This window comes from Rubellimicrobium rubrum (genome assembly GCF_006152115.1).
Taxonomy (GTDB): Bacteria; Pseudomonadota; Alphaproteobacteria; order Rhodobacterales; family Rhodobacteraceae; genus Rubellimicrobium; species Rubellimicrobium rubrum.
The window spans coordinates 1-25,697 of sequence record NZ_VDFU01000012.1; the positions used below are offsets into that span (position 1 = coordinate 1).

26 protein-coding genes and 4 pseudogenes are annotated in these 25,697 nt (G+C 62.8%); 19 read left to right on the forward strand and 11 right to left on the reverse strand.

Annotated features, from left to right (window positions below):
• From FHG66_RS11195 to FHG66_RS11245, 11 genes and pseudogenes are all read left to right on the forward strand, one after another.
• A pseudogene (locus tag FHG66_RS11195) lies at positions 1–650 on the forward strand (proline racemase family protein); the annotation flags it as partial.
• Positions 651–939: 289 nt separating this feature from the next.
• Complete coding sequence (locus FHG66_RS11200) at positions 940–2,112, forward strand: tyrosine-type recombinase/integrase (RefSeq protein ID WP_176556215.1); 1,173 nt, start codon at positions 940–942, stop codon at positions 2,110–2,112.
• A gap of 106 nt (positions 2,113–2,218) precedes the next feature.
• Positions 2,219–2,809, forward strand: coding sequence for a hypothetical protein (locus FHG66_RS11205; protein WP_139076849.1), 591 nt, complete (start codon positions 2,219–2,221; stop codon positions 2,807–2,809).
• A 194-nt stretch (positions 2,810–3,003) separates the two neighbouring features.
• Positions 3,004–3,183 (forward strand): MerR family transcriptional regulator, encoded by a 180-nt coding sequence (locus FHG66_RS11210; protein ID WP_139076850.1) that lies wholly within the window; start codon positions 3,004–3,006, stop codon positions 3,181–3,183.
• A 4-nt stretch (positions 3,184–3,187) separates the two neighbouring features.
• Positions 3,188–3,595, forward strand: a complete 408-nt coding sequence (locus FHG66_RS11215; RefSeq protein WP_139076851.1) for a hypothetical protein — start codon at positions 3,188–3,190, stop codon at positions 3,593–3,595.
• The gene (locus FHG66_RS11220) at positions 3,592–4,788 is read left to right on the forward strand and encodes an AAA family ATPase (protein ID WP_246082565.1); all 1,197 of its coding nucleotides are present in this window, start codon (positions 3,592–3,594) and stop codon (positions 4,786–4,788) included. The genes FHG66_RS11215 and FHG66_RS11220 overlap by 4 nt, the downstream gene beginning before the upstream one ends.
• A 197-nt stretch (positions 4,789–4,985) precedes the next feature.
• On the forward strand, positions 4,986–5,594 hold the full coding sequence (locus tag FHG66_RS22900; protein ID WP_176556216.1) for an HGGxSTG domain-containing protein: 609 nt from the start codon (positions 4,986–4,988) through the stop codon (positions 5,592–5,594).
• Between the two features lie 280 nt (positions 5,595–5,874).
• Positions 5,875–6,351 (forward strand): transposase, encoded by a 477-nt coding sequence (locus tag FHG66_RS22905; RefSeq protein WP_425471731.1) that lies wholly within the window; start codon positions 5,875–5,877, stop codon positions 6,349–6,351.
• Positions 6,352–6,752: 401 nt separating this feature from the next.
• Positions 6,753–7,874: a hypothetical protein gene (locus tag FHG66_RS11235; RefSeq protein ID WP_139076853.1), complete on the forward strand. Its 1,122-nt coding sequence runs from the start codon at positions 6,753–6,755 to the stop codon at positions 7,872–7,874.
• 235 nt (positions 7,875–8,109) lie between these two features.
• Positions 8,110–8,418, forward strand: a complete 309-nt coding sequence (locus FHG66_RS11240; protein WP_139076854.1) for a GIY-YIG nuclease family protein — start codon at positions 8,110–8,112, stop codon at positions 8,416–8,418.
• Positions 8,408–8,683: pseudogene (locus FHG66_RS11245) on the forward strand (ATP-binding protein); the annotation flags it as partial. The gene FHG66_RS11240 and the pseudogene FHG66_RS11245, both read left to right, overlap by 11 nt.
• 145 nt (positions 8,684–8,828) lie before the next feature.
• Here the strand turns inward: FHG66_RS11245 and FHG66_RS11250 are convergent.
• Positions 8,829–9,542, reverse strand: a pseudogene (locus FHG66_RS11250) (IS256 family transposase); the annotation flags it as partial.
• Positions 9,543–9,589: 47 nt separating this feature from the next.
• Here FHG66_RS11250 and FHG66_RS11255 point away from each other — a divergent pair.
• A pseudogene (locus FHG66_RS11255) lies at positions 9,590–9,916 on the forward strand (IS66 family transposase); the annotation flags it as partial.
• A gap of 643 nt (positions 9,917–10,559) precedes the next feature.
• On the opposite strand, the gene FHG66_RS11260 reads toward FHG66_RS11255, so the two are convergent.
• From FHG66_RS11260 to FHG66_RS11270, 4 genes are all read right to left on the reverse strand, one after another.
• A complete protein-coding gene (locus tag FHG66_RS11260) occupies positions 10,560–10,853 on the reverse strand; it encodes a type II toxin-antitoxin system RelE family toxin (protein WP_139076938.1) in 294 nt (97 codons plus the stop codon).
• A complete protein-coding gene (locus FHG66_RS21580; protein ID WP_176556217.1) occupies positions 10,843–11,037 on the reverse strand; it encodes a hypothetical protein in 195 nt (64 codons plus the stop codon). The genes FHG66_RS11260 and FHG66_RS21580 overlap by 11 nt, the downstream gene beginning before the upstream one ends.
• A 92-nt stretch (positions 11,038–11,129) precedes the next feature.
• Positions 11,130–11,369: a helix-turn-helix transcriptional regulator gene (locus FHG66_RS11265; protein ID WP_139076855.1), complete on the reverse strand. Its 240-nt coding sequence runs from the start codon at positions 11,367–11,369 to the stop codon at positions 11,130–11,132.
• 4 nt (positions 11,370–11,373) lie between these two features.
• Entirely contained in the window at positions 11,374–11,649 is a 276-nt protein-coding gene (locus tag FHG66_RS11270; RefSeq protein WP_139076856.1) for a hypothetical protein, read from the reverse strand.
• A gap of 424 nt (positions 11,650–12,073) precedes the next feature.
• On the opposite strand from FHG66_RS11270, the gene FHG66_RS11280 reads away from it, so the two are divergent.
• The 3 genes from FHG66_RS11280 (at position 12,074) to FHG66_RS11300 (ending at position 16,545) form a co-directional block, all read left to right on the forward strand.
• Complete coding sequence (locus tag FHG66_RS11280) at positions 12,074–12,400, forward strand: hypothetical protein (RefSeq protein ID WP_139076857.1); 327 nt, start codon at positions 12,074–12,076, stop codon at positions 12,398–12,400.
• A gap of 1,845 nt (positions 12,401–14,245) precedes the next feature.
• Positions 14,246–15,211, forward strand: coding sequence for a viperin family antiviral radical SAM protein (locus FHG66_RS11295; RefSeq protein ID WP_176556218.1), 966 nt, complete (start codon positions 14,246–14,248; stop codon positions 15,209–15,211).
• Positions 15,212–15,321: 110 nt separating this feature from the next.
• Positions 15,322–16,545, forward strand: a complete 1,224-nt coding sequence (locus tag FHG66_RS11300) for an NYN domain-containing protein (protein ID WP_139076860.1) — start codon at positions 15,322–15,324, stop codon at positions 16,543–16,545.
• A 145-nt stretch (positions 16,546–16,690) separates the two neighbouring features.
• On the opposite strand, the gene FHG66_RS11305 is transcribed toward FHG66_RS11300, so the two are convergent.
• From FHG66_RS11305 to FHG66_RS11320, 4 genes are all read right to left on the reverse strand, one after another.
• A complete protein-coding gene (locus tag FHG66_RS11305) occupies positions 16,691–17,491 on the reverse strand; it encodes a hypothetical protein (RefSeq protein ID WP_139076861.1) in 801 nt (266 codons plus the stop codon).
• Positions 17,492–17,779: 288 nt separating this feature from the next.
• Positions 17,780–18,238 (reverse strand): hypothetical protein, encoded by a 459-nt coding sequence (locus FHG66_RS11310; RefSeq protein ID WP_139076862.1) that lies wholly within the window; start codon positions 18,236–18,238, stop codon positions 17,780–17,782.
• Positions 18,239–18,497: 259 nt separating this feature from the next.
• The gene (locus FHG66_RS11315; RefSeq protein ID WP_139076863.1) at positions 18,498–19,220 is read right to left on the reverse strand and encodes a hypothetical protein; all 723 of its coding nucleotides are present in this window, start codon (positions 19,218–19,220) and stop codon (positions 18,498–18,500) included.
• Positions 19,221–19,441: 221 nt separating this feature from the next.
• The gene (locus FHG66_RS11320) at positions 19,442–21,286 is read right to left on the reverse strand and encodes an inositol monophosphatase family protein (protein ID WP_139076864.1); all 1,845 of its coding nucleotides are present in this window, start codon (positions 21,284–21,286) and stop codon (positions 19,442–19,444) included.
• Positions 21,287–21,375: 89 nt separating this feature from the next.
• On the opposite strand from FHG66_RS11320, the gene FHG66_RS11325 reads away from it, so the two are divergent.
• On the forward strand, positions 21,376–22,221 hold the full coding sequence (locus tag FHG66_RS11325) for a hypothetical protein (protein WP_139076865.1): 846 nt from the start codon (positions 21,376–21,378) through the stop codon (positions 22,219–22,221).
• Positions 22,222–22,367: 146 nt separating this feature from the next.
• Here the strand turns inward: FHG66_RS11325 and FHG66_RS11330 are convergent, their stop codons facing one another.
• On the reverse strand, positions 22,368–22,787 hold the full coding sequence (locus FHG66_RS11330) for a hypothetical protein (protein ID WP_139076866.1): 420 nt from the start codon (positions 22,785–22,787) through the stop codon (positions 22,368–22,370).
• Between the two features lie 36 nt (positions 22,788–22,823).
• The gene (locus tag FHG66_RS11335) at positions 22,824–24,410 is read right to left on the reverse strand and encodes a hypothetical protein (RefSeq protein ID WP_139076867.1); all 1,587 of its coding nucleotides are present in this window, start codon (positions 24,408–24,410) and stop codon (positions 22,824–22,826) included.
• A 49-nt stretch (positions 24,411–24,459) separates the two neighbouring features.
• Here FHG66_RS11335 and FHG66_RS21585 point away from each other — a divergent pair, with 49 nt between their 5' ends.
• The 3 genes from FHG66_RS21585 (at position 24,460) to FHG66_RS11345 (ending at position 25,653) form a co-directional block, all read left to right on the forward strand.
• Positions 24,460–24,684 (forward strand): hypothetical protein, encoded by a 225-nt coding sequence (locus FHG66_RS21585; RefSeq protein WP_176556219.1) that lies wholly within the window; start codon positions 24,460–24,462, stop codon positions 24,682–24,684.
• Positions 24,685–24,838: 154 nt separating this feature from the next.
• Positions 24,839–25,273 carry a DUF4357 domain-containing protein gene (locus FHG66_RS22910; RefSeq protein ID WP_176556220.1) on the forward strand — a complete coding sequence of 145 codons (435 nt, stop codon included), beginning with the start codon at positions 24,839–24,841 and terminating at the stop codon, positions 25,271–25,273.
• A 119-nt stretch (positions 25,274–25,392) separates the two neighbouring features.
• Positions 25,393–25,653, forward strand: coding sequence for a hypothetical protein (locus tag FHG66_RS11345; protein ID WP_139076868.1), 261 nt, complete (start codon positions 25,393–25,395; stop codon positions 25,651–25,653).
• Positions 25,654–25,697: the final 44 nt, after the last annotated feature.

The following is a 25,697-nucleotide window of genomic DNA, read 5'->3' on the forward strand; positions in this document are numbered from 1 at the left end:
CCCCCCCCCCCCCGCCCGGAGAGACGCTCCGGCAGCAGAGCCGCTGGATCGCGCAGGACCAGCCTCTGCGCAACTTCGTCCTGAACGAGTCCCGAGGCGGTGTCTTCCGGCACGTCAGTCTCTTCGCCCCGCCCAAGGACCCGCGCCCAGGCCGCCCTTATCATCATGGAGCCCGAGGACACGCCGCCGATGTCGGGGTCGAACTCCATCTGCGTCGCAAAGCTGCTGCTCGACGGCAGCGTCCTCCCCTGCAGGAGTCAATGACGGAGCTGGTTCTGGAGGCGCCAAGACGCCTGGTCCGCGTCCGGGCCGAGTGCCGGAACGGCAAGGCCGAGCGCATCTCCGTGCAGAACCTGCCGAGCTTCGCCCAGCGGCTCGCGGCCCCGCTGGAGGTGGAGGGCTGGGCACGCTCACGGTCGGTACGGCCCATGGCGGCGACAGCTTCGTCTTCGTGGACCCGGCGGCGCTAGGGCTGTCGCTGACCCCCGGCGAGGCGCACGACATGGCGTATGCGTCAGCGACACCGCAACCGAGGCGCTGGGCTTTTCGCACCCCGAGAACCCTGATTCCTCTGCCTCTTCGCCGCCGGCCTGGAGCGTGGCCCCGAGGAGCTGCGGGCCAAGGCGGCGGTGGCGATCCGCATCGGACGCTCATGAACCGCATCCTGCTGGAGCACTACCACCTGCCAGCACCACTCGAGGAGCAGGTCCCAACCTTCGTCGAGCACTACGACTACAGCCGCGCCCAGGAATTAGCAGGATTCGAACTGGTAGCGGAGGAGGGATTTGGACCCCCGACACGCGGATTATGATTTCGTCGGTATATAGTTCCCACGACTTCCTTTTGTTCGATATCCAAGCGATACTCTATGTTCATGGATCTCAAAGTATCCTCATGAACTCATGGGCACGCACAATTTCGCACAAGGAACGCACAAGATTGGCCACCCGGTTAAACGAAAAGAAGGCCGCGGATCTTCGCCCCAAGGCGGAGGGCTACGAGGTCCGAGACGAGGTTGTGCCGGGGCTGGTGCTCCGGGTGGGCAAGAAGGGCATCAAAGTCTGGGACGTGGTGGTCCAGACCAGCCCCAAGTCACGCCAGCGCATTCGGCTAGGCACCTTCCCCACCCTCTCAGTCAAGGACGCCCGTAAGGCTGCCGAAGTAGCTAAAGAGACCGCTTCCCGGCCCGGACGGTCCCGAGAGCTGCGCACAGTGGGCGAGCTCTTCGAGCGCTACGCCGCCGCGCGCGCCCCGCAGATGCGGGCCTGGCATGATGTGCAGTCGGCCTGGAAAGTTTGGGGCGAGGCCCGGCTGGCTCACATCCGGCTCACGGATCTGTCTGTGCACCATGGGCTGGACCTGCGTGACCACGTCGCCCTCCACTCCTCGCCCCTTCGGGCGGCCAGCGTCATCCGATACCTGCGACCCATGTTCGCCTGGGCCGCTGACGAGCGGATCATTGACGTGAGCCCCTGGGCTACGCTGAAGGCGCGCGAGAAGGCCGAGGCTCGGGAGCGCGTCCTCTCCCCGGCAGAGTGGAAGGGTGTGTGGCAGGCAGCCGTCCAGGAGCCCTACCCTTTCGGTCCCTTTGTCCAGGCACTCATGCTCTCGGGCCAGCGCCTGAGCAATGTGGCTGAGATGCGCTGGGACGAGATCCATGGTGATGTTTGGGTGATCCCGCGCGAGAAGATCAAGGCGACCCGAACGGAGAAGGCGGCCGCCCACGAGGTCCCGCTCTCGGGGGTGCTGAGGGCGCTCATCGCGGAGCAGCCCCGGCTAGGGCCTTTCGTCCTCACCACGCGAGGCGATCGGCCCATAAGCCCTGGATCGCGACAGAAGGACCGGATCGAAGCGGCAGTAAACAGTGCGGCGACCCTGACCAAAGGACGGCCACTCGAGCCTCGCGAAACTCTGAGCAACTGGCGGTTCCATGACTTACGGAGGACGGCGGCGACTCTGATGACTGGAGGCGGAGTGTCACGCTTCATTGTGGAGCGGGTGCTGGGTCACGCCGACCGGGGCGTAACCGCCATCTACGACCGGAACCTGTATCGTGAGGAGAAGAGGACGGCACTGGAGGTGCTCGCGGCGACGGTGGCCTCAGTGGACTGAGGCTACATGTCAACCTGCTGTGTACCGTCACCTACCTTCCACGACCCAGGTTGGCCGGGTCTTGCCACGAGTATATGGCAGCCCAGCATAAGCTAGGGGGGCCGGCATGGATAAGCCAATCTCGTTCGAGGACGCCGTGACGTATGCCCGCGGTATAATTGCGTGGCGTTTGCAGGAAGGACCACTGTTTAATCCGAACTCGCTCAATCCGAACACGGTTCTGGCCCACAGCCTTCAGAGTGACGGCTACATCCTGTTGCTCAAGAACCCCGAACAGCTTGTTGAGGAGGCTCAGCACGACTCCAAGAAGTATCTGGCACTCCAGTACGGCATCGCCAAGATGCTGTATCTGAGGAAGCCCCTCCCGCCGGTAGCTCTGACGTGGCTAGTAGACCATCTTCAAGGCAGGACTTGGGCGCCCAAAATGAAGCAAGGTCGCCCACGAAGCATCACTGCACACGTCTGGATCTACTTTTTGATCGAGTCCCTGGTCAAACGCGGGCTCACGGCCACTCGCAATGAGGAACCCGGTCGACGCAGTCAGGCTGCGCGCGCTTCTGCCTGCGATGCAGTTGCTTTGGCGCTGAACGAGGTTGGCCACAGCGTCCGGACATACAAGAGCGTCAAGGAGATTTGGGAGAAGGTCCCCAAGCTCCGGAACTCAGAGGGCCTGATCGAGCCCGGCTCTATCTATTAGGTCGCCGTAGAATCATTTCTTTTTCCGGCCACGAACACCGGGGGACGGGGCTGTAATCCAATGGACATCGTAATCCATCGGGAAGAACTGCCGTGGCCTACCGCCAGAAGACTGCATCCCATCCTCCGACGTGCCAAGGGCCGCGCCCAGCGACTTCAACGCCGGCCAAGGCGGAGATCGCCTACCCGGATTATATGAACCCTCCCCAGGCAGCCCAGTACTCGGGCGGCCTGTCCACCTCGTTCCTCGCCAAGCTGCGCATGGAGAAGAACCGCCACCGCGGTCCCGCCTTTGTCAAAGTCGGCCGGGCCATACTCTACCGGAAGGCCGACTTGGACCACTGGCTCGCCTCGCTTATTGTAGAGGTCGAGTAAGCTGATGCGTGCGCTCTCCCCTTACACCAAAGCCGCTCATCTGGCTGTCGCTCATATGGTGGCCAACACCCTGACCCTTGCAGACGATAAAGGCCTGCGGGCCTTTTGGGGCCTTTGCCTCGTACTGCGCAAAAAGCTCAGCTCATCCGAGCGCCAGGGTCTGGCCTGGGCCGCGCTAATGGCCTGCAACGACGATGAGGCTCAGAGTATAGCTGAGGCTGTCCTGACGCCCGAACTCGGCATTGGCTGGCCCTTGCCGCCGTTCGATGGAGTTCTGGAAGAGGCGGTCTTTTGGGCTGACTTCGCCTCGCAGGAGGAGTTGCGGGCCTACGCCTTCTCATGCCTCGACCGGCTCTCGGCTGAGGAGCGTCGCGCCATCTGGCGGGCGCTCGACCGGCAGGTCGCAGCATGAACCTGATGACCGACTTTGGCGGCATGGCCGCTCAAATTGACCGCCACCGTGCCGAGATGGGACAGGACCGGCATGGGGAGGTGGTTCAATTGCTGCCCACCCTCTTCGTCTGGCGTGACCCCGCGACTATTCCACCACGGCCTTGGCTTTACGGCCACCACCTCCTGCGCCGACAGATGTCGGTCACCGTCGCGCCCGGGGGTGTGGGCAAATCGTCTCTGACCATCGTGGAAGGGCTTGCCATGGCCTCGGGCCGCCCGCTCCTGGGGGACCGGCCCACTGACTGCCTGCGGGTCTGGCTGTTCAACCTGGAAGACCCTCGGGACGAATTGGAGCGCCGTGTCATAGCAGCCATGCTCCACCACCGCATCGCTCCGGAAGAGGTTGAGGGACGGCTGTTTCTAGACACCGGGCGCGAACAGCCGCTTTGCACCGCAGTGCAGGGCCGCAATGGAGTCCAAATCCTGCAGCCTGTCCTCGGCCGGCTTGAGGCGCAGTTGCGCACACGCCAGATAGACGTCTTCGTGGTGGACCCGTTCATCTCCTCGCACTCGGTCCCCGAGAACGACAACGGGGCTATCGACCGGGTGGCAAAGGAGTGGGCCGCACTCGCCGAGCGGTGCAACTGCGCGATAGAGCTGGTTCACCACACCCGTAAGCTCAACGGCGAGGACGGGACTAGCGAGAGCGCCCGAGGCGCGGTTGCGCTCTTGGCCGCCGCACGGTCTGGGCGCGTGCTCAACCGGATGAGCGAGACTGATCGAGACAAGGCGGGCGTCAAGGACGACCCGGCTACTTACTTCTCAGTGACCCGGGACAAGGCCAATCTAGCACCGACGAGCCAAAGGGCCTGGCGGCGCATGGCGTCGGTGCAACTTCCGAATGGCGACAGTGTGGGTGTGGTCGAAGCCTGGGAATGGCCAAATGCCTTTGACGGGCTGACGGTAGCCAACCTGCTGGCAGTGCAGCGTGCCATCGATGGCAAGCACCCCAGAAAGGATCCTCAGTCGCAGGGTTGGGCGGGGTACATCGTTGCCAGCGTGCTGGGCCTCAATGCCGAGATGGACAAGGCTCGGATCAAGCAACTGCTCACCGGTTGGATCAAGTCTGGGGCCCTTCGCGAGGCGCTTATCCCTGACGAGAAGTCGCGGCCTCGCCCCTGTCTGGAGGTCGGTGAATGGGCCAGCGTCTAGATTTCTCCACCACCCAGAAGCGTAAGGTGGAGACAGGTAGGGAAGTGGGGCACATCGACGGGCTCTCCACCTCTCCACCACCCCGCCCCTAAAGGGGCGGTGGGGTGGTGGAGAGAGTACATCCCTCTCGCCCGTTCCCGGTGCGGGGGAGAATAGCCAGTGCACCAGCAGACGATCAACAATTCAGGACAGACATCATGGGTGAGTGCACCACGCACTGCCTCTCGGGCGCGCAGCTCGCCGCGATCCGCCACCAGGCCGGCCTCAGCCAAACGGACCTCGCTAAAGCTGCCGGCGTTGGCCGTCATGCGGTGAGCTACTGGGAGTGCAAGCAGGTCGTTCACATTCGGCAGCATGCTCCCCGACGCATGCTCGCTGCTTTGGGCGTGACCGCAGATCCTGCCGTATTTCCTGACACTTTCGCGCGCGCGGGCGCGGGCGCGCGGGATGGGGTCTTAGTCTCGGCGATGGAGCGGCGCGCGTTGGAGCGCCTTGAGGCGCGGCACGGCGCGCGACGGGCGCAACGCGCCGCTCAGGAGGCCGCCCGGGACTCGCCTCCTGACGTGGAGCCCTCAACCCCACCATCAGCGCAACGCGCGCGCTGCGGTGCTCTCACGCGCAAGGGCCTGCCCTGCCAGGCGCACAGCGAGCCCGGTAGGCGCCGCTGCAGGTTTCACGGCGGCAAGAGCACGGGACCAAGGACAGCCGAGGGCGTGGCTCGGATTGCCGAGGCGCAGCGCAAGAGATGGGCCGTCTGGAGAGCATCGATGCGGGACAAGTCGATCCTCTCAAGCGAGAGGTCCTGATCTCTCTACAGTATACTGCGCAAGCAGTGTTCTGCTTCGGGCTCCCCTAAGATGCTTTGTCACGCCTAACTTACCCTGCGGAGTCCGACGGAACCAGCTCATCACTCCCACTCAGACGGCTCCAACACTTCGGTGAATGCGGTTGCGCCAAGGCCTCAAGCGCGGTGGCGATCAGAGACGCCACGCCAGGGCTCGTCACTGGCCAGTGAGCTTTTCGTTCTCCCGGGCCTAGCGGGCGGTTGCCACTTCGAGGCTCCAAAGCTCAGACTCCAGTTGGGCCGTGGCGAAGGAGAGGAGTTGCCGTGCAGACCGTGTTGCGTCCGGGAGCGGGGCATCCGGATCGAGAGGACACCATGGACGAGGATCTCAGAGCCATGCTCGAGGCCCAGATCCGTCAGTTGGAGCAGCGCATACCGGCATCCTGGCTCAGGAGAACACCTTGGCTGCCAAGCTCGAGCTTCTTTGCTCCATTTCCGGGATCGGACCGGTTTCTGCGGCCATGCTGCTGGCCGAGATGCCAGAGCTCGGCCGGATGACGGCGGGCGAGGCGGCCTCAATGACCAGGCTGGCGCCCGTGCCGCAGGACAGCGGAGCGATGCGCGGCCGCCGCATGATCGCAGGAGGACCACGCGCCTTGCGGCAGGTGCTCTTTCAAGCCGCTCTCGCAGCTGCATCTCACAACCCACTCCTGACGGTTGGGGCCAAGCGCCTCCAAGAAAAGCAAGCCACACAGGCTGGTCCTCGTCGCCCTTGCTAGGCGGCTCATCACCGTCGCAAATGCGATCCTGAAAAGCAGAACCCCATGGCAGCGCTAGCCCGGCACATCGACACAGTTGCTAGTCCATTGCTCGGTCCGTCCAACCTCAAGATATGCGCGGCGTCCTGTCGTCCTGCTGCCCCACTTAGGACATTCTCCCGTGACACCACCCATCAACCTTCGTGGGTGATGTCGGGAACCTTGCACTGACATCACCCAACGCTGGTGCGCTGGGAGCAATGGAAGAGCCGAGACAACGTCATGGTGGGTATGAGCTTCACGGAGCTTCACCTTTCCCCGGAGGTCTTGGCCGACCTGGACCTCCCGGAGGTCCGCTACGAGGTGCCGACCGCCTATGCCGCGGTCTTTCCCATCGATCCACTGCACCTCCGCTGGACGCGATGCTCTTCGCACTTCAGCACCGAGCCGCTGACGGCAGGGCGGACTGGAAGAAGCTGGGAACGGTCATAGAGCGGCTCGCTCCTCTCGTCTGCCGAGACGTCAGTCTGTCCGAGTTGGACATCGATGATGCCGACTGGTGGATTGGACTTGGGCGTGTGGACCTGCACGGGTCCATCATCACCATCCAGCGGGGCGACACTCTCATTGCGGCGTTCGACCGCCGGGACGACGGGCGGCTTCGCACAACCGTCTACCACCCTCTGTGCGCGCGCGCGATCAGGTCAGTGATCGGCCTCGGTTCAAAGCCGCACCCCGAGCATGGCGTCAACATGCGCCCGGACAACTGGGACTACGCCGGCGACTGCGCAGCTCTGAATGGCAACGTCTACGCCGCAAAGGACGGCTGCACCTATCTGTCAAGCTGGCACAAGGGGCTCGGGGCGGACTGGGAGGGGCGTGATGATCCCGTGTGGATCCTAGAGCGCAAGAATGCGTGGCCTCGCTCGACCGGCTTTGTGGCTACCGAGATCAAGGTCTTTCGGCGCATGACAGCTCTCATGGAGACGCTCCCCCCTTGCGAGGTGCCGCAAGCCGATGAGCTGCCCGAGGAGTATGCGCGTCCTCAGGCGAGGGTCCATGTGGCCGACGCCGAGCCGCCACCTGCTCCCCTCACCAGCTACGATCTTTCAACCCAGGACGGCCGCCTTGGATTCTTTGTGGCCCTTTATGACGACTACCAGGAGGACGGTCTGCTCCCGGCCGTCAACCACGTCTGGGACAACCTAGCGAAGCCCAAGGGCGTTCGCTGCGCGCTCATGGCGCAGAAGGTGGGTAAGTCCGGCACCGGCCGGCGCGCCCTCATTCGCTTCATCAAGCGGTTCCTCCAGGAGATTCTTTATGAGTTCCACATCCCGGACCTCCCGCTCCAGGCGGACTACGCTTCCTTCGATGACTGGAATAGGGCCTGCCGTGCTATGTTCGCGGAGGTTGATGAACGATTGTTCGAGCTTCTTAGCCGTTACGAGGCCATTCTGGACGGCAGAGACCCTGAGGAGACCCAGGCAGCTCCGGCTGGGATCGTGATCAAGGGGCCTTGGGGTCGTGGCAAGCCGAACGCCTGAAGTCGCGCCAAACGAGCTTTGGGCGGCGATGGAGCCGGTGCTGCCGCAAGAACCCTTTTCACATCATTCGTCCGTCGACCAAAGGCCGCGCAGCGGGACAGCTGATCCTGTGGCGCAGTATCACCTTGCGAGCAGATAGAAAGGCCTCCTCATGCGCCCGAAGACAGTGACCATGCACTTCCCTTCGGGCATGTCGTCTCCCCTGCATGTTGTCAGCCTGTCCAACTAGCACGGTGTGATCATCGCCTCGTCCCGCGAGCTCGTCACGCAGGCTCTCGAGAGACCGGAGGCCAAGCGTTGCGGCATCTACCTCCTCCTGGGCGAGGATCAGGGGGGTGAGGTGGCCTATGTCGGCGAGACGGAAGAACTCGCGACGCGCATCAGGACCCATCTGGCGCGCAAGGCCTGGTGGAGCGATGTCGCGCTCATCACCACGAAGTCCGAGGACCTCAACAAGGCTCACATCAAGTACCTGGAATCCCGGATCCACGAGATGATCAAGGCGGCAGGGCGCGTCCGCCTGGACAACGTGGCGCCTCGCTGACCATCTCGCCCGGCTCGACCTCGTCGTGCTCGACGAACCAGGCTACCTCCCCTTCGCCCAGGCCGGAGGCCAGCTCCTCTTCCACCTCGTGAGCCGCCTCTACGAGCGGACCTCGGTGGTCGTGACCACCAACTTGGCCTTCGGCGAATGGCCGGCCGTCTTCGGCGACGCCAAGATGACAACCGCGCTCCTCGAGCGCCTTACCCACCACTGTGACATCGTCGAGACCGGCAACGAGTCCTGGCGCTTCAAGACCCGCTCCTGATCCCAGCCCCTTCACCCGGACCGAGGTGGGCCTGATCCGGCTCCGCCCCTGGTCAGCTGCACCGGATCAGGCCCACCTCGCCGCATCCCCACCGGGGGTCCCTCTTGGACGCCGATCCAGGGTCCCGATCCCGTGCCGATTGACACGCGTCGGGGAACCCCTTCAGCCCGTCGGTGACGGCGATCAGGACGTCGCCAACACCGCGGGCCTTGAGTTCGTTCATGACGCGCAGCCAGAACTTGGCACCCTCGGTTTGCTCGATCCAGAGGCCCAGGACCTCCTTGGTGCCATCAGGCAGAATGCCGAGCGCGATGTAGACCGCCTTGTTGCGGACAAAGCCCTCGTCGCGGATCTTCACCCGCAGCGCATCGAAGAAGACGAGGGGGTAGCAGGCGTCTAGCGGACGGTTCTGCCACTCGGCAACCTCTTCCAGCACGGCATCGGTGACCGCTGAGATGAGGTCGGGCGAGACCTCGATCCCGTAAAGATCCTCGAGGTGCCCGCGGATCTCGCGCACCGTCATGCCGCGGGCGTACATCGAGACGATCTTCTCGTCGAACTCCGGAAACCGCCGCTGATACCTGGCGATCAGCGCAGGCTCGAACGTGCCCGCCCGGTCTCGGAGGATGTCGAGCGTCACCTTCGATGTGCCCGTCAGCATCGTCTTCTGCGAGCTGCCATTGCGCCGGTTCGGCCGGCCCTCCTGCCGCTCACCCCCCAGATGCTCATCAAGCTCGGTGCTCAGAATGCGCTCCGACAGCGCCTTCTTCAGCTCGTCAACAAGACCGTCGCGGCTGAAAACCTCCTGCGGGTCACGTCCCGCCAGAAGCTGGTCCAGAATGTCCTTCTCGATGGCCATGGTTCAGGTCCTTTCTCACCTTCATCATGACCCCCCGCACAAGATCCCTGACAGTCCCCGGGCCCGTGGCGAAGGCCATGGCCTACATGCTCGACCGGGACCGGTGGCCCGCCTTCACCCGCTTCCTCGAAGATGGCCGCATCTGCCTCTCGAACAACGCCGCCGAACGGGCGCTGCGCGGCGTAGCCCTGGGCCGCAAGGCTTGGCTCTTCGCCGGCTCCGATCGCGGCGGCGAGCGCGCCGCCTTCTTCTACTCGCTGATCGTCACCGCCAAGCTCAACGACATCGACCCACAGGCCTGGCTCGCCGACGTCCTCGCCCGCATCGCTGGCACGCCCATGTCGCGCCTCACCGAGCTCCTGCCGTGGAACTAGGCCCCAGCCTCAGACCAACAGAAAGCGGCCTGACCACGGCCCTCGCCGGAGCGTTACCTTTGGTCTCGATCGGAAGGGGTCGCTTGAAGGGCCACATGGCCCCAATCTGAAGGGCCTGAGCGCTTCTGAGCAGCTAGCAGGACCTAGCAATTCGTGGGTTTTCGCGGGCCAGTGTTATTCCGCGGGTGCCGCTTTTCGCCTCCGCAGTCCCACAATCAAGGAAGCAAGAACTGCCCAAGCGAAGATTTTGATCGCCGCAATCACGGACAAAGTAGCGGCCAGCCAGGAAGTCATCAGAAGAAAGCCAACCTGCCTATGCAGCTGGTCGGGCGCGTCTCCGTAAGACAGACGATAACAAGTCCAGAGGAAACCAAGGAGCAGGCTGCCCAGATAGATCTGGCTTGACCGTCGAGACAGGATCCCCAGACCGAGGCCAAGCATCAAGGGGGTCGGCACGAAGAAGAACTTCGCTATCGCAACCAACATCACCACTTTACCGGCCTCCGAACCTTCGAGATGAAGTGTGGCTAAGGTTGCTGACAGGTCAATGGGCTGTTGGAAAACTCCATTTCCAGCAAATATCGCGCGAGGCTCCCCGCGCCGGTCCCCAGCCAAGGGAGAAAGTTCGAAACCACCCCCCGGCTTAGGGGCCGTAAGAGCGGCCTCCTGCGCGCACATAGGCTTCGCTGCGCTCGCGTTTGCCGACCGCCATCACGCAGACGACGAGACGATCTTCGACGACTTCGTAGACGAGCCGAATGCCGGGATCCTTGAGCTTGATCTTGTAGCGGTTGCGCGAGCCGTTGAGCCTGGCACTCGGCACAACTGGCTGCTCAAGTCGCTCGCGTAACTTCTCTTTAAGCCTCAGCTGAACAGCTCGATCGAGCTTCTTCCACTCTTTCAGAGCCTTTTCGTGGAACTCGAGACTATAGGTCATCAAGCGATACCCGAACAAACGGGCCAGCGGCCCGCTCATCGGCTATCGCATTAAGCTGCGCATCTTCGATCGCTTCCTGCAATTGAAGCTTGGATACCGTCACCTTGGACATGGTACGGCGCGCATGAGATCCGCCGCGCTCGCGGCGAACGCTCACAGTCGTGATCTTAGCAAGAGCAGTCATGAGGTCCTCCGGTAGCACCGAGATAGCCCTGCCATGTGAACTAATCAACAACGTAGAGGAGCTCATGAGAGCGCACGAGGTCGCAGAGGAGCTTATGAGGCCGCACGAGAGGCGCTCTTGGTCCTGAGCCACGCGTTCAGTTCCGCTCTCGTAGCGAAGTAGCGCTTCCCGTCAGGCCGGTAGATAGGCACGTCCGGCCGGGCCGCTAGCCTGCGCGTGGTGTCCACCGACAGGCCAAGTGCGCGAGCGATGGCGTCCAGCCCCCAGAGCTTGTCCGGGCCTGAGGTCAGCGCATCGAAGCGGGGTGCGTTCAGAGGAGGAAGACTGGTCATTCTGTCATGCCCTCCCGGCCGGGGTCGCTGATGCCAAGGGATGGATCGGCTCGGCATGGAGCCGCACCCGCTTGGCCGTACGCTCACACATGGCGGCGGCTTTCTCGGGCCCGAACTCCTCACAGTAGAGGCGAACAGCTTCCCAATGTGACCCGGCCAAGATCGCATCGATCGGCAGGCCCTGCGTCACGAGAGCCTGAACCCACTGGCGAAGACCTTGCGCCACCTCGGCCGAAACCTGGCGCTTGGCCTCCACCATCATCTTCTCTTCGTCAGTCATAGGCTGTCCTTCGGGAAGCGCACAGAGCTGGCTCGGTTTGTCTGAACAGCTTCCGGGCTGTTGCTAAGTGGATCTCCGCTTGGGTTACGCCGCCGCCGGGGTTGGCGTCGGCTGGTTGAAGTAAGCCTGATGGGGGCAGACAGGGGAACAAGCTGCGATCCTGTCCATGATCCTTTGATCTACAGGCGCTTAGCCCCGAACCATGGCGGAGCGCCTGTCCACCGAACTCTTCGGGGGCGGCCGATGCAGAGGGAAACAGAGTTTCTCTTAATGAGACACCAGCCTTCGACAGGCCCATCGACACAAACTCAAGAACATCGCATCTTCAACGAGCGTGAGTGTGTCTCTGAGGGTGTAGTTCGGTGCCGCTTGGATGAGGATGCTCAGCGCCCGAAAATTGTACCTCAGTGAAAGAAGATCTGACATGGATAAACTTGTAGCCGCCACAGTTCTCCTGCTGCTCTCGGCCCCTGTTGCGCTCGCGCAGAACTGCCAGATCATCGGCAACCAGACATACTGCGATAATGGCATTAGCGCCAATACAATTGGCAACACGACCTACTATAGCAATGGAGTCACCGATCAGCAGATCGGGAACCAGACCTATGGTTCTGATGGGTTCAACTCCCAACAGATCGGAAACCAAACGTACTACAACGACGGCACCACGTCTCAGCAGATTGGGAACCAGACGTATTTCAGCGATGGGACTGTTTGTCAGCAGATCGGGACTCAGGTCTACTGCAACTGATCTAGTGTCAGACTTCATTGTTCAGATCTAGAACAGGACGGTCGTGCTGCTCGGGCTCCTCGTGAGCGCCCTTTTTTACCAGCTCGGGCAGCCGAACGGCTGGCCCGGACCGGGGGCTGCCGATGCACCACAGATCCAAGTCGATGAGCCCTTCCGTGTTCAGCTTGAGCCGAAGCCGGTCCAAGAGCCGGTCGAGCAGTCCCTCGCGTCGCCACCGGCTGAAGCGCTCGTAGACGGTCTGGCACGGCCCGTAACGTTCGCCATTGCGCGCCCGAGGCGAGCTTTCACACCAATCCGTTCACCACCCTATCGATGATCCCGCCGGCGACCGCGGCCACTCACACTGGAACGCGGCATGAGGTCGGCGATCAACTCCCACTGGGCATCGCTGAGTTCGTGCCGTCGCATTGCAGGCCTCCGCCATGGTGATGCTCACCCAAGCAACTGCCCGCGCCCCCTCTCGTTGCAGAGGCCGTCAAACAGAACCTAGGAGAAAAGGCGAGACAGGAAGGACTTCTTCTCGGTTCGCTCAAACCTTCCACTCGAGCCTCTGGTGGTCTTGTCGATGCCTCTACGATGCCTCCACGAACCTGGCTGGCCATAGCGGTTCGTTTCCCGGCGGGGCTGCTTCTCCCAATGGCTTCTCTGCTTGCCATTCTTGTTTCCGAACAAGCCGAACATGCTGGTCCTCTACGCCTAAGATCTGACAGACCACCTGCCAAATGTCCTAAACTTACTAATGACGATGCAGTGCTTCGGTTCAAGCTGTTGTTTTTGACCATCCACCATCTGATGGCATGTTGGCCCTGTGTATCAGGAAGGGTCGTCCTGTGCGTAGGTCATGCAGACTGTGTGCGAACCTCCTCTGGAGGTTTCTTCTCTGTCCAACAGACCCGAAAGCATATTTCAGGGAGGACCACTTTCCGAAAGTCACTCCCGCTCAAGGAGTTAGGCACCTTTCATTCGCATGAGGATCAACCCACAGTCGAGAATGGCGCGCCGCAATGCCGCTCGTGTCGCGGAGGGGGCAGTGTCAGGAAGGGAACTAAGCTGATCAACGAGACGCTTGATATCATCATGGGCTCTCATGATGGCTGCAGGGTCAGATGGGGCATTCTTGGGCTGCCCCTTAGACGGGGACGACCGCCGCTCAACTGTGAAAGCTTGGCTTTTCGGGGCAGGCTTCGTCTTAGGCACCGCTCTCGGAGCCTTTTTGAGCGGCGTGCTGACCCCTGGCTTACCCTTGGGCATCACTGGAGGTTCGAGAGGGCCGGCCCAATCGGGTCGTCGGGAGCCTTCGGGAAGAACGGATGGAGGGCAGCGGAAGCTGATTGGCGAGTTGCGTCCGGCTGCTGTGCCGCCGGCACTAGAAGGTCTCGTGTCGCTCCCGCTCGATAGATGAAGCGGGTCGACTACCTCGGAACCTTGCGTCTGGATTTTCCGCTCGAAGCTCGCACGACGCCAGTCAAAGCCCTTTGACACCAGGACACCTCACACGAAAATAGCTTTCATTGCTTGCAGCATTTCCGAGAGAAAAGATGTCGTCAACAAGGAGGTACGAGAGATGTCAGCAAGCTGGGCAAATATAGAGGAGTGTTTAGCCTTCCTCTGACATCCTGATCGAACATAATGTCAAAGCGGTCACGTCAGAGTTTTGAGCCGAGTCATAAAACACACTCTGCGGCTTTGATATAACAGGGCATGCGGTAAGCAAATAAGTCTACGGAGAAAGTATGGTGGCTATCACCTTGCCGCAGGATGTCCTTGAGATGCCCCAGAAGCTGCGATGAGTTCGCCTCAGGCCGGGACGTCGTCCATGTTCGCCTTCCTCAAAGGTATCCTGTTATGAGTCCCCTGAGTCCCTCGACGTCGCCTTCGTCTGTTCCGCTGGCCGACGAAGCTGATGGTGCGGCCTTCCTGTCGCCCATGGCTGGCGAGGAGGCGACGGCTCACACCCCAGCGCCGATCCGCATCAGCGAGCTTACCATCAACTGGCACATCAATGAGGCCTGCAACTTCGGCTGCTCGTACTGCTATGCGAAGTGGGCGATCGACCGCAGCCCGTTCCGGCGCATCTGGCGCGAGGTGATCGACGACCTTGCGCAGTTGCCAGGCAGGGCTCTCGACCTGCGGCCCCAGCCTGTTGTTGCTGATCGGATCCGCCTCAACTTTGCAGGCGGAGAGCCTTTTCTCATGAAGGACCTCGAGGCCGCAGTTGCCAGGGCGGCTGGAGCGGGGCTTGCACCATCGTTCATCTCCAACGGGTCGCTGATCACTGACCGCTTCATCGACGAGACCGGTCCGATGATCTCGGTTGCAGGCTTCAGCTTCGACTCCCTCTCATCCGAGACCACAGCCCGCATCGGGCGGGCAGGCCGCCGCGGGGAGCAGGTTGGTCTTGACCGTCTGGGCCCCATCCTCGACCGGTTCCGCGCCGTATCACCGACGACGATCCTGAAGATCAACACGGTGGTCTGCGACGAGAACGCCGACGAGGATCTGACCGATGGCCTGCTACGCTTGGCGCCGCACCGCTGGAAGATGCTCCGTGTGATCCCGGGGCATGGCGGCGTCCCCATCTCGGACGAGCGGTTCGCGGCCTTTGTGCAGCGTCATGTGCGTGTCCCTGGCGCCGTGGTTGAGGACAACGCTGATATGCATCGCTCCTACCTGATGATGAACCCTGAGGGACGGTTCTATCAGCGGGAGGGCTCCGGCTACGTGTATGGCGGGAACGTTCTCGACAAAGGCGCCTTAGCAGCCCTCGCCGGGGTGGAGTTCGACTCGCTGGCTTATCTTGGACGTTATTGATCGGGCTCACAGATCAGCAGGCCCACAGGATTGCGTTGGACGAGCTTTTCTAGCTAGTTTCCCGGTTGGGGCTCGGTGCGGCGACCCGATCTGTTCTGAAGGGGCACGCAGTGACGATCAACCCGGCTTTTCCCCGTCAGCGCGAGCTCGACGAAACGGAGGCGCAGGTCCAAGCTCTTAAGGATCTTGCCCGTGGATTAAAGAGCCAGTTCGAACGGCATAGTGCTTTCTCAGTCTCCGAAGCCAAAGCACGCTTGATGCAAGCGCGTCAGACTGTCGCCCAACTCTCGGAAGAGGCGGCGACACTCAAGCTCGAGATCAAGAGGTTGCAGGAGGAGCAGAAAGAGGCGGCAACGCGCCTTGCTCCTTGGTATCGGGCCACTGCTTGGTTCAATGCCGAACAGAGCGCCATTCGGCGTCGCTCCCAAGAACTGACGATCCGGTTGCGCGACATCGAAGCCCGCTTCGTCAGGATCCAAGGCAAGGCCCATCGGATCGAAAAGGAGCAGGGGATCATTGAAGGTGAACTGAGCGACCATGCGGCGATCGACGTGGAGGCGCTGCAGTCGGAAAGGATCGATCTTGCGGCTCGCCTGGACGTGGCTATCGCCACTTGGCAGGGTCTCTTCTCCGAACGGCAGGCCTACGACGAGGAGACCGGCCCGCTGATGAAGCAGATCGCCCGAGATCGGGACGACCTGGCCGAAACCCGACGCAAGCTCGAAATAGCCAGAAAACTTGATACGGCCCTCGGCGCTGCGCACGACGCGGCCGCCCGGCGTGACGTGCATATGGAGTGCGAGAGGACACTTCAAACCGGGCGGCCACGCGATGTGATCCGGGATCTCGAGCCAAAGGCCAAACGCCTCGACCGAGATCTCGTCAAGACGGAGGACCGCCTGAAGCAGGTGCAGGCGCGCTGGGAAAGGCGCGTCGAGGTCTTGGTCCTAGATGGTAACAATCTCTGCTACTCATCCGACAACACCTTCATCGAACTGAAAGCGCTGAAGGCCCTCCTCCCCCTTCTCACAGCCCGCTACAAGGTCCGCCTCGTGTTCGATGCAACGATCCGCAAGCGGCTTCGGGCGGGGGATGACGATATCCGGGCCGCACTGCGTTCAACGGCCGAAGTCACAGTGATGCCGACCAAGACCGCAGCCGACGAATCGATCATTAGCTTGGCCAAGAACTCGTCCACAACCTTCATACTTAGCAATGATCGCTATGCAGAATTCGCCCATGAGGAGCCGGTCGCCACAGGCCGTGTCTTGCGCTTCATGATTTTTCCCGACCGGATCCAGATCCATGATCTCAGGATCGACTTTGTTCTTTGAGGGGGTGGCCTCAGGTCGTTAGGACCATCTGTGGCTCTGTTGATCCCCTATCCATGAGCTCCATCGGTAGCTGGATCGGAGACCAGCGACTACAGCACTTTACGAAGCCGGCAGGAAACAGGCCGAGTTTCGTAGGCCTAGAGGGTCACGACGGTCGAGTGCTGGGCCAGATGAAACCGAAATGCCCACGATAGTAGGCACTGTAGAGGCGGTTGAGGTCAGCATCCCAGTCTTCGATCGCGACCTTCTTCGAGGGACGTCCGTCTCGCTTGGCCGCCACGCAGAAGGCCGCAATCGAGTCGGCCATCTTCTTGAGTCGCCCCGGGCTTCCGGGGGCACCCCAGCTTCGCATGTAATCGGCATCATTGAGCGGCGGCAGGCGCCCCCTAAAGATCCGATCCAGGATGGCGTGCCGGATCTCGTCCTGCTCCCCCGCCGTGACCCCGACGCGGTACCCCAAGTAGGAAAGCATTCCTTCCTTGTAAGGGAAGAAGACGGTCGTCAGACCCAGACCTGGAGCGGAGTTGGTATTCGGCCACCGAAACCGTCCCCGTTTCTCCCATTCCTCCTCAATGAGATCGAGGAGCCGTTGCGCGCGGTGGTGCTCGGATTTGCGAGCGCTGTCCGCAAGGCAGCGTAGGCAGTTGAGCCATAAATGCTGGAGCGACGACGGATCAGAACGCGAGAGGTTGGGCAGATCCGCGTCCGACGCGCCGATCGGGATCACCATGATGCTAGGGCATTCCTGCGTGGGCGGGCAGAGCTCCTTGGGATAACTGTCGGCTTGAAGAAGGATGGCAGCGACGTCTCCGGCCTGCACGACACGGCGGACCCGCCGACGATAGGCAATACCCAACTGGCCGTCAGGAAGGCGGCGGTAAGGGCGTTCGTCGAGAACCTCGACGATGTCGCCTTGGTCGATAACGACAATGGACTTAAGAGGCATGGATGGAGCATCTCGACGGCTGTCCGCAACAGCTTACGAAGCAGGCTTGAGCGCAGGAAGCATCCGCGCGGAGGAAGTGCATCGACTTGCTAGCTTTGAAACTCTTGGAGTAGGCGCAAGTCGGACAAGCCTCTCTTTCAAGGCTTCGGATCAGATCCTGTCCGACTATCTGGTCACAAGGTTCCCGCGGGCAGAGCCAGTGATACCCGACCCAGTGCGCCGTCGGTCATGCCATTGCGGCGCGCGGTCCCATCCAAGCAGAAGCTTTCACGGGACCGGGGCTTTAGGTCAGGAGATGAGGAAAGTCGGCTTGTACACGGCGAGCGTCCTGACGTCGTTCCAGGAGACCCCGTGCCGGCCGACCGTCCGCCTCCCGAAGAGGGGCGGGATCGGGCAGACGTAGACCACGACCCGCCGGCCGTCGCCCATGTCCCGGACCATCATGATGTGGTCCCGGCTGTGCCAAGCCACGGAGCCGTACTCATTGTCGTTCCGGTGGGGGGTGGAGATCATGGCCCCCTTGGGATCGGTGTAGGCGGCGAAGTGGCAGGTGCCGTAGCCCTCGAAGCGGACGGAGCCCTCATCCAGCACGGTGAGACCCGGGAGGTTCTGGCGCACGAACTCCTGCGCCTTGCGACGGTTGGCCCTTTGATGACCGTTCCCCCGCTGCAGGAATGGCTTGGGCTTGAGCAGGGCCTCCGGCGCCTGGCTCCCCTTCGAGGTGATCATCGACATGTCGTAGGGCATGGTCATCTCCATCTTGGATCAGGAAAGTGGAACAGCGGAGCACGTCCGCTGCCTCGGTCAGGGCAAACCCTCTGTACAATGGGTGGCTGTTCGCCGTGCCGCGCGGCGGGATTTTCCGCAGCACGAAGGTCGCCTGTCTCAGCCCAGAGAACCCGGGACTCCAGCCAGTGCAGCGCGGCAGGCTCTCGGGCCGCTGCCGCTCTTCCCGCTCCCTGAGCTAACGATAAAAGCTGGAAGCAAGCCGAACCGTGGTGGGCTGTCAGTTCACCTTGAGGACCTGCACATCACCCAGCCCCCAGGCGAGGTGGCCGGCGCGGTCCGGCACCGCGGCCGAGCCCTCCTTCAGCGTCGTGCTCCGCCAACTCCTGAGGGCAATCCTGTCCATGTACCCGGACAGATCCCGGAGCAGATCGTCGTTGCCGAGTTGTCCCAGCAGGGCGAGGAGCAGATCCTGCCGGGTCGTCGTGCCCTCCGGATCCAGCTGCCGAACCCGCCTGATCATCTCGGCCACATAGGCGGCAAGCGTGCTGCGGAACTCCCTGTTTCCCAGGTGCAGGCCGATGGCCATGAGCAGGATCTGCTCCCAGGTGGGATCGTCCTCCGCGGGCCTGATCAGCCGGATGGTGCCGTCCTCCTCCAGAACAGCCGCCCACTCCTCCCCCTGGACGAAGTACTGCATGTCAGCCGGCCTGGTGTGATGGGCATCGTTGAAGACGGCAAAGGCCCGTCCCACCCAGTCCGTCTCGTCCATCCAGCCGAAGAGGTAGGCGCGGAGCTCCCAGTCGGCCATCAGCAGGGTCAGCCCCATGAACAGCAGAAGGTTGGGCGAGGGCTCATCCCAGTCGGGCAGGCGGGGCATCTCCAGCCTGACCTCTCCCTCCCCGTCCAGCGCAAGCGTCCAGCGGTCCGGCACCACGCCCTCGAGGGGATCGTCCTCCCGCTCCTCGAACCCCTGGCCGTTCAGATCATCCTCATCGGTCATGGCGCTTCTCCGTCGTGTGTGGCTCGTCCGTGAGCAGCCTCATACCTCGTCCTTGTGGGCGTCTCCGGGTTGAACGGGTTTTTCCGGGGCGAGAGCAGTGAATCCTGCAGTCCGGGCTGCGTCTCCTGAGAGGACTTGCGACCAAGTCTCCCCTGAAAGCGAGAAAGTGCGACCGCACGGGATGAGGCTGCGACCCTCCCGTGCGGCTGCCCCGAGGCGGCTTATGCCGCCCGCATGGCCAGAGCCGTCAGACCTTCCGCCAGATCCACGGCATCGTCGGTCCAGTAGACCGCAGGACGCGGCTGCCGGACCCCGACACCCTTGACCGCCCGGCAGCCCAGCACCTGCCTCCGCCAGGTCATGGGCACAGCCTCGCGCCCCTGCGTGGCGCCCAGAAGCGCCCCGCAGATCGCCGCATTGGTGTCCGTGTCACCACCCATGCCGACCGTCTCCACCAGGGCCGCCTCAAGCCCCTGCCCCGTCCAGAGCCGGTGCGCGGCGTTCGAGAGCGCGATGAGCACCCATCCCGCCTTGCGCGTGGCGTCCTGCGGCCCGGCCTCGCGGGCCTCCACGAGGCAGCTGCGCACCTCGTCCGCCCCCGCGCCCTCGCCGGCCTGAGCATGCGCCACCGCCCACATCGTGGCCGGGTCCGCTCCGGCCACCCCAGCCGCAATCGCCGCGGCAAAGGCGGAGGAGGCCGCCACGCAGACCGGGTGCGGATGGGTGAGCGCGGCATCCGCCCGCGCCCAGGCCGCGGCCCGGGCTGGATCGCCCGCGCAGGCCACCCCGATCGGGCTCACCCGCATGAGCGCCCCGTTGGCCTGGCTCAGGGTGCTGGGCACCCCGCGCCCAGCGAGCGCGCTCAGCCCCGCCCGCGTGGTGCCGCCCATGTCGAAGGGATCCGAGGCACCCCAGGCGAGGTAAGCCTGCCCAACCGCTTTGGCATTGAACCCGCCCTCCTCAAGGAGGCCCCGCGCCAGAGCAAGCGCCATCTCGCTGTCGTCCGTGATCTGACCCGCGAGCAGGCCCCAGGTGCCGCCGGGACGCATTTCGGTCACCCCCTGCGGATGCTTCCTCCGGATGTCGGCCGGCGACAGGAACTCCACCTGGGCCCCGAGCGCATCCCCGGCAAACTGGCCCAGAAGGCAACCCTGCGCCCGGGACAGGACAGAGGCCGAAACGATGCGGCGTCGGGGCTTGGCCGGGTGGCGCGGAACGCGGGTCGATCCGGGAATGGAGGTGACACGCCGGATGACCTCGCCCACGAGCCCCGCACGACCACCCACGCAGCCCATGAAGGAGCTGGCGGGCCCATGCACGAGGGGGCGGCCGTTGAGCTGGAGCACCTCGCCGCCCGCGGCCTCGACCAGCGCATGACCCGCCGCCACGTCATAGGACTCGAGCCCCCCGGTCAGGCTCACGGCGGCATCCACCTCGCCCGCGGCCGCGAGCGCCAGGCGGTAAGCGATGCTCGGCATGGCAAGGACGCCGGCGGGCGAGAGCGCCGTGTGGTTGACCCTGGCGTAGTCGCCCGCGGTCTCGTTCATCCCGATCACGACAGAGGCGTCGTAGGGGACCTGCCTGCGCTCGATGCGCCCGGCCAGAGTGCCCAGTGGCTGAAGCGCCACGCCGTTGCGGGTGGGCGCCACGCCGTCCGCCCAGGTGAACAGGTCGCCCGCGTCATCCGGGGCCGTGGGCGCATAGACGACGGCCAACACGGGCCTGCCATTCCGGACCAGGGCCACCGAGATGGCCGAGCCACGCAGGCCCTTGAGGAAGGCCCGCGTGCCGTCCTGCGGGTCCACGACCCAGGTGTCGCTGTGATGGCCCCGGTGGCGCGGCAACTCCTCGCCCTGCCAGTTGCAGGGGTGAAGCGCCTGGAGCTTCTCCTGGAGGAACTGCTCCACTTCAGTGTCGATGGGCGCCTTGTCGTAGCCGGCGCCCTGGCGCGGGCCGCCGGGGCGGTGGAGCTCGGCGCGGATCATCGCACCAGCGCCGAGAACAGCGGCACGGGTGTCGTCGAGAAGCGACGCGGCGGCAGGGTTGATCGTGGGGGTGATCTTCATGAGAGGTCTCCATTCGATGAGACCCTTATGAAGAGGTCGCCATAGTTTCTCCGGATTCGCTGGAGAAATCCGGCTCGGGAGGACGAAGCATGGAGAACTACATCGGCTTCTACTGGACGCTACCTGTGCCTTGGCGTGGGTTCACCTCGCTGCCCACAGACCCAGATAAAGCCGCGCAAAAGAGCCGAACCATCCGTTACCAATGCATGAAGATCCGACGCTGGGTTCACGATCACGGCGGTGATCTTATTGGAGAAAAGGTGATCATCGAGCGCTCTCCTGATCGTGTCACCGAGCGAGTCGGAAATGCACTCGAGCGACAACTTGAGCGCTGCCGAGAGCAGAATGCGCGGCTCGTTCTTGTGGGCTTCTGGAAGGCATATGGATGGCGGGAGCACCAGCTTCTCGTTGATAAGGTCCAAGGTCATCGTGACTGCGTGATCCTCGATCCCGATCCGCTCTACTCAGCTGAGTTCAGCTTCAAACCCGTCGAGCACTTCAGGAAATGGCGCGACAAGGAGATGCTCCATGTAGAAGGCAAGGACGAGCGCATAAACCGCATCATCCGAGCCATACGGGAGAGGAATAGTAGGTACCCGAGCCATATGGCTCTGGCCGATGCCCTCAACCGGGAAGCAGCTGCTCTTGAAGCGCAGGGTCTCGACGCTAGCCATCTGCGCACCCCTCCTGGCAAGTCCTGGACCTCAGACAATCTGCGCAAGTTCCGGAATCGGGTGGAACGTGTGACTCAGATCCTGCAGGAGCGGATTGATCTCTACAGCAGTTGGGACGAACTGGCTGATGCTCTGAATAAGGAGGGCGATGTAATCGAGGCCGCAGGCTTCGACGCCAGCCACCTGCGCACCCCAAGCGGTAGGCATTGGATGGTTAGCATTCTGATCGGGTTTCTGACGGCTGTTGGGTTGCTCCCTTGAGTGGCCGAAGTGGTCCAAGCCGTTCCAGTAGCCGGGATTGCTGGGGATCCCGCTTCGTTGTGCTGTGACCACGCCAGAGCATCGAGCGGCCGATATGGACCGATCCAAAAAGGCTCCCTAGCCCAAACAAGAGCATTTCCGCCTGACTAGTCCTGCTGCTCGATGTGTCCGATAACGTCGGTGTAAAGTCGGCGCTGGATACTGAACCAGCGGGTGATTTCGGGCCACTTGCTGCGCAGCGTGAACGCTGCCGCGTGGTTCTTGCGAAACCAACGCCCTTGAGCGGTATCCGCCTCGTCCCCCACCAGTATCCTCAAGCCCTGACTGAGCTCGATCCGATGACGCTCGACAAAGGGCTGCGCCGTGTCAACCGGTGCGCCCCTGCGTCCCCGCAGGAACACGGAGCTTCGGTCTTGGGAGATGCTGAGCGAGAGCACCACGGACGCGTCCTGGGTCAGAGGCAACCAGACGTTGGAGTCCCGCGTGGGCTCGATACCGGCGGCGAGATCCGTCTGACGGTATGCGTCCCAGAACTGGCGCCGCCGGTCTTCTATGGTCACCGTCATAGCGAACCTTTCTAAACTGTGTGTCAGAGATGAGGCTCAGTTCGTTCCCGGTGACCGCGAGGGGCGGAACCACCGCTTGAGGAGAGCCTCAGTGCCCCGCTCGCGCCCGTCGACCCAGTCGGTCTCGAGAGCCTCCGCCATACGATGCAGATGCCCGATCCTGTCGCGAAAAGCCTCCTCGATCCGGCCATCGTGCAAGGCCAGTTCCAGATCTCGAGCCGGGCAATCTATAGGAAAGTTGAGCTCGTCCCAAGCAGGCAGCCCCTCTCCCGAGAGGGCCTCCGGAGGCAACTCAAGGGGCCGCCTTGGCGCCACACCAAGCATGGGTCTTGCCTCGCCGAGCCAGGCTCGGATGTAGGGTGCGGTGGCGGAGGTGTGGGACCAGAACACGGCGTGATCATACGGCCCTGCTGAACCCTGCAAAGGATCGAACGGAAACTCATCAGGCGAAAGGCCGTAGTACCCAGACCGCTCCGTAGTGCCGTTCGTGAAGCGCGCGAAAACATGATGCCAGTGGTTGTCGGCAAAATAGCCGACCGGTGTTTCATACATGTCTGCGTAGTCAGAGTTCTCAGGCTGGAGAGAATGGAAGATGTCCATCACCCCCTTCAGCTCGATGCCCAAGTCGGGCCGAAGGAAACCGCGATCAGGATCCTGCAAACCCAGTACGACGTCAGCCCGGCTTATGAAGGCCGGCATGGGATAGCGTCCGGGCTCGCAGCGGATCTCCAGCGAGACCCTGCGGTACACGTGGAAGCGTGCGGGAGCCCATCCCGAAGCTGGTTCGTCGGGCCGGGCACCCGGGAGGAAGGCCGGATGCGGGCTTAGCTTGTTGGGCTGCACAAAGGATATTGGCGGATCAGAGGGAACGACCGAAGCCTCGCCCTCAGTATAGCCATAGTAGAGACCCACAACCGGGATCGCTGGATAAGGAAACGCCGCTTCGCCCTCGGTAGGCAAAGTGGCTGGATCCGACAAGGAACGCCGAAGTGTCTGGCCCCGGGGCGCCAGGTGGAGCGTCTCGAGATAAGGGTTCCACTGGCAGCTCAAGCGCTCAAGTCGCTCGCAGATCCCTGGAAGGTCAGTGTCCTGGGCGAGGCTGCGGGTCATCTTATGAAGGATGACCTCAAGGTTCTCGCCTGGTATGTCGACATCCGGGTCCTTTTCACGCTGCCCATGGCCCGTCCACATGGATAGGCCGCTCAGCATGCCGATCTTCTCGTCGTCGGGACTGCGACCCAGGGCTTCGGCCATCACCGAGATAGCGACGAGATAGGCGTCGAGGTCGCGTTGCGGCGTGGGCTTTGAGGCTTGCTGGCGGATGAACTCGGGGGTGAGCTCTTGGACGGATTGTGGCAGAAGCCACCGTTTGAGCCGGAACTCCTCGCTGCCCTTGTGGGTCCGCGAGAGCCGGCGCTGGTAGACCTGCTCCTCAATTCTACCCTGCGGGATTTTGGTCTTCTTGCAGTCCGCCCAAAGTGCCGTAAGCGCCAGGGCTGCCTTCAAGCGGTCCACATTGGGAAGTTTGACACCACGTGTGCTGGCGCGGCGCTCGATCTCGCGCAGCCGCTCATGGGCCTTCGCCTTCTGTGCCTCGCGGCGCTCGTCCATGGAATGGCTCATGGAGGTCTCCTCAGCTCCGCTTCCGATAGCGCGACCCGCTTGAGGTCCGATGAATTGGAAGGACCGTGACTACACAGGCCGTGGCTTCGCTCCAGATGACCCCGTATCGGCCAAGGCGGTCGTCGAGGTTGAGAGCCCGCGCACGCCGGCGGCTCACGCGCAGGAGACGGCAGTCGCTCCCGGCTGGCCAGTCAATGTCGGCCTCCCGCAGGAGAGCTTGGAGGAAGTCAGGCGTAACGCCGCGAGCTTGGGCTCGGTGTCGGGCATGGGCTGATAGCATGGCGGCTCCTTTCGGTTGCTCCCCAAGCTAGACTTGTGTGACTGCACCGTCCGTCCGATTTCAGCCGATTTGACCAACGTTTCTCGGCCGGTAGACGCGGCTGATTTCGGCCTGTCGTAAGACTTACGAAGACTGGCTGGCTTCGAACGTGACGCCAAACTCATCCTTTGAGGGGACCCCCTCAGCAGACCCTGAACGGAGTATCGTCCCGACATCGTCCGGGCCCTCATGGCGGCAGGAGGCCACTCACCGGATCACCCGCGGCGGCGCCGAGGGGTTTGGTGTCTTCGATCCGGCCACCCAGCTTATCAAGGTCCTAAGCGGGGCCAGGATCGCCAAAGCTCGAAAGAAGGGTGTCCCCGATCGTATAGCCCAGCTCTTCGACGAACTCCTGAGCGCTGGCGGGATCATCGAAGAGGAGGATTGCTATCGTCTTAAAACCGACACCGACTGGATGCGACCCAGTCCGGCGGGTTGCCTGGTCGTCAATCAGTCGATCAACGGCTGGGACGCCTGGAGGGCGCAAGACGGCGCTGCCCTACAGACTCTTAGGTCGGCAGCCACTCCAACCCTGGATTGCTGAGCGAGCCGCGAAGGCACCGATCCTGAGGCGGTGTTCAGCCCGTGGCTCATTCTGGCGCGCAGGACGGTGCGGCCGTGACGTCGGTGTGATTTCTCGAAAGGGATGTGGGAATAACCTTCATGTCCCTTTGGGCAGAAGCCTGTTGCAACGGCTGCCACGATGACAAACCTCATTCAGAGCGCTGGATCCGTAGCGGCGCGATGGTTCATGATCTCGAGGAGCAGGATCGGCATCTCGCTTTGCAGATCGCCGTCGAGGTTCCCGCGAAGGAAGATATCGCCGTCGCTCGTGACGGTCTGGCGGATCTCGCCACGGCTGAACGCATAACTGGCACTACCTTGTTCCTGGCCGCTGCTGTGCTGGCCGGATGCCGTCGCTGAGCTCCTCCCCAAAAGCGCCCCCGTCACACCACAGTATCCGCCCA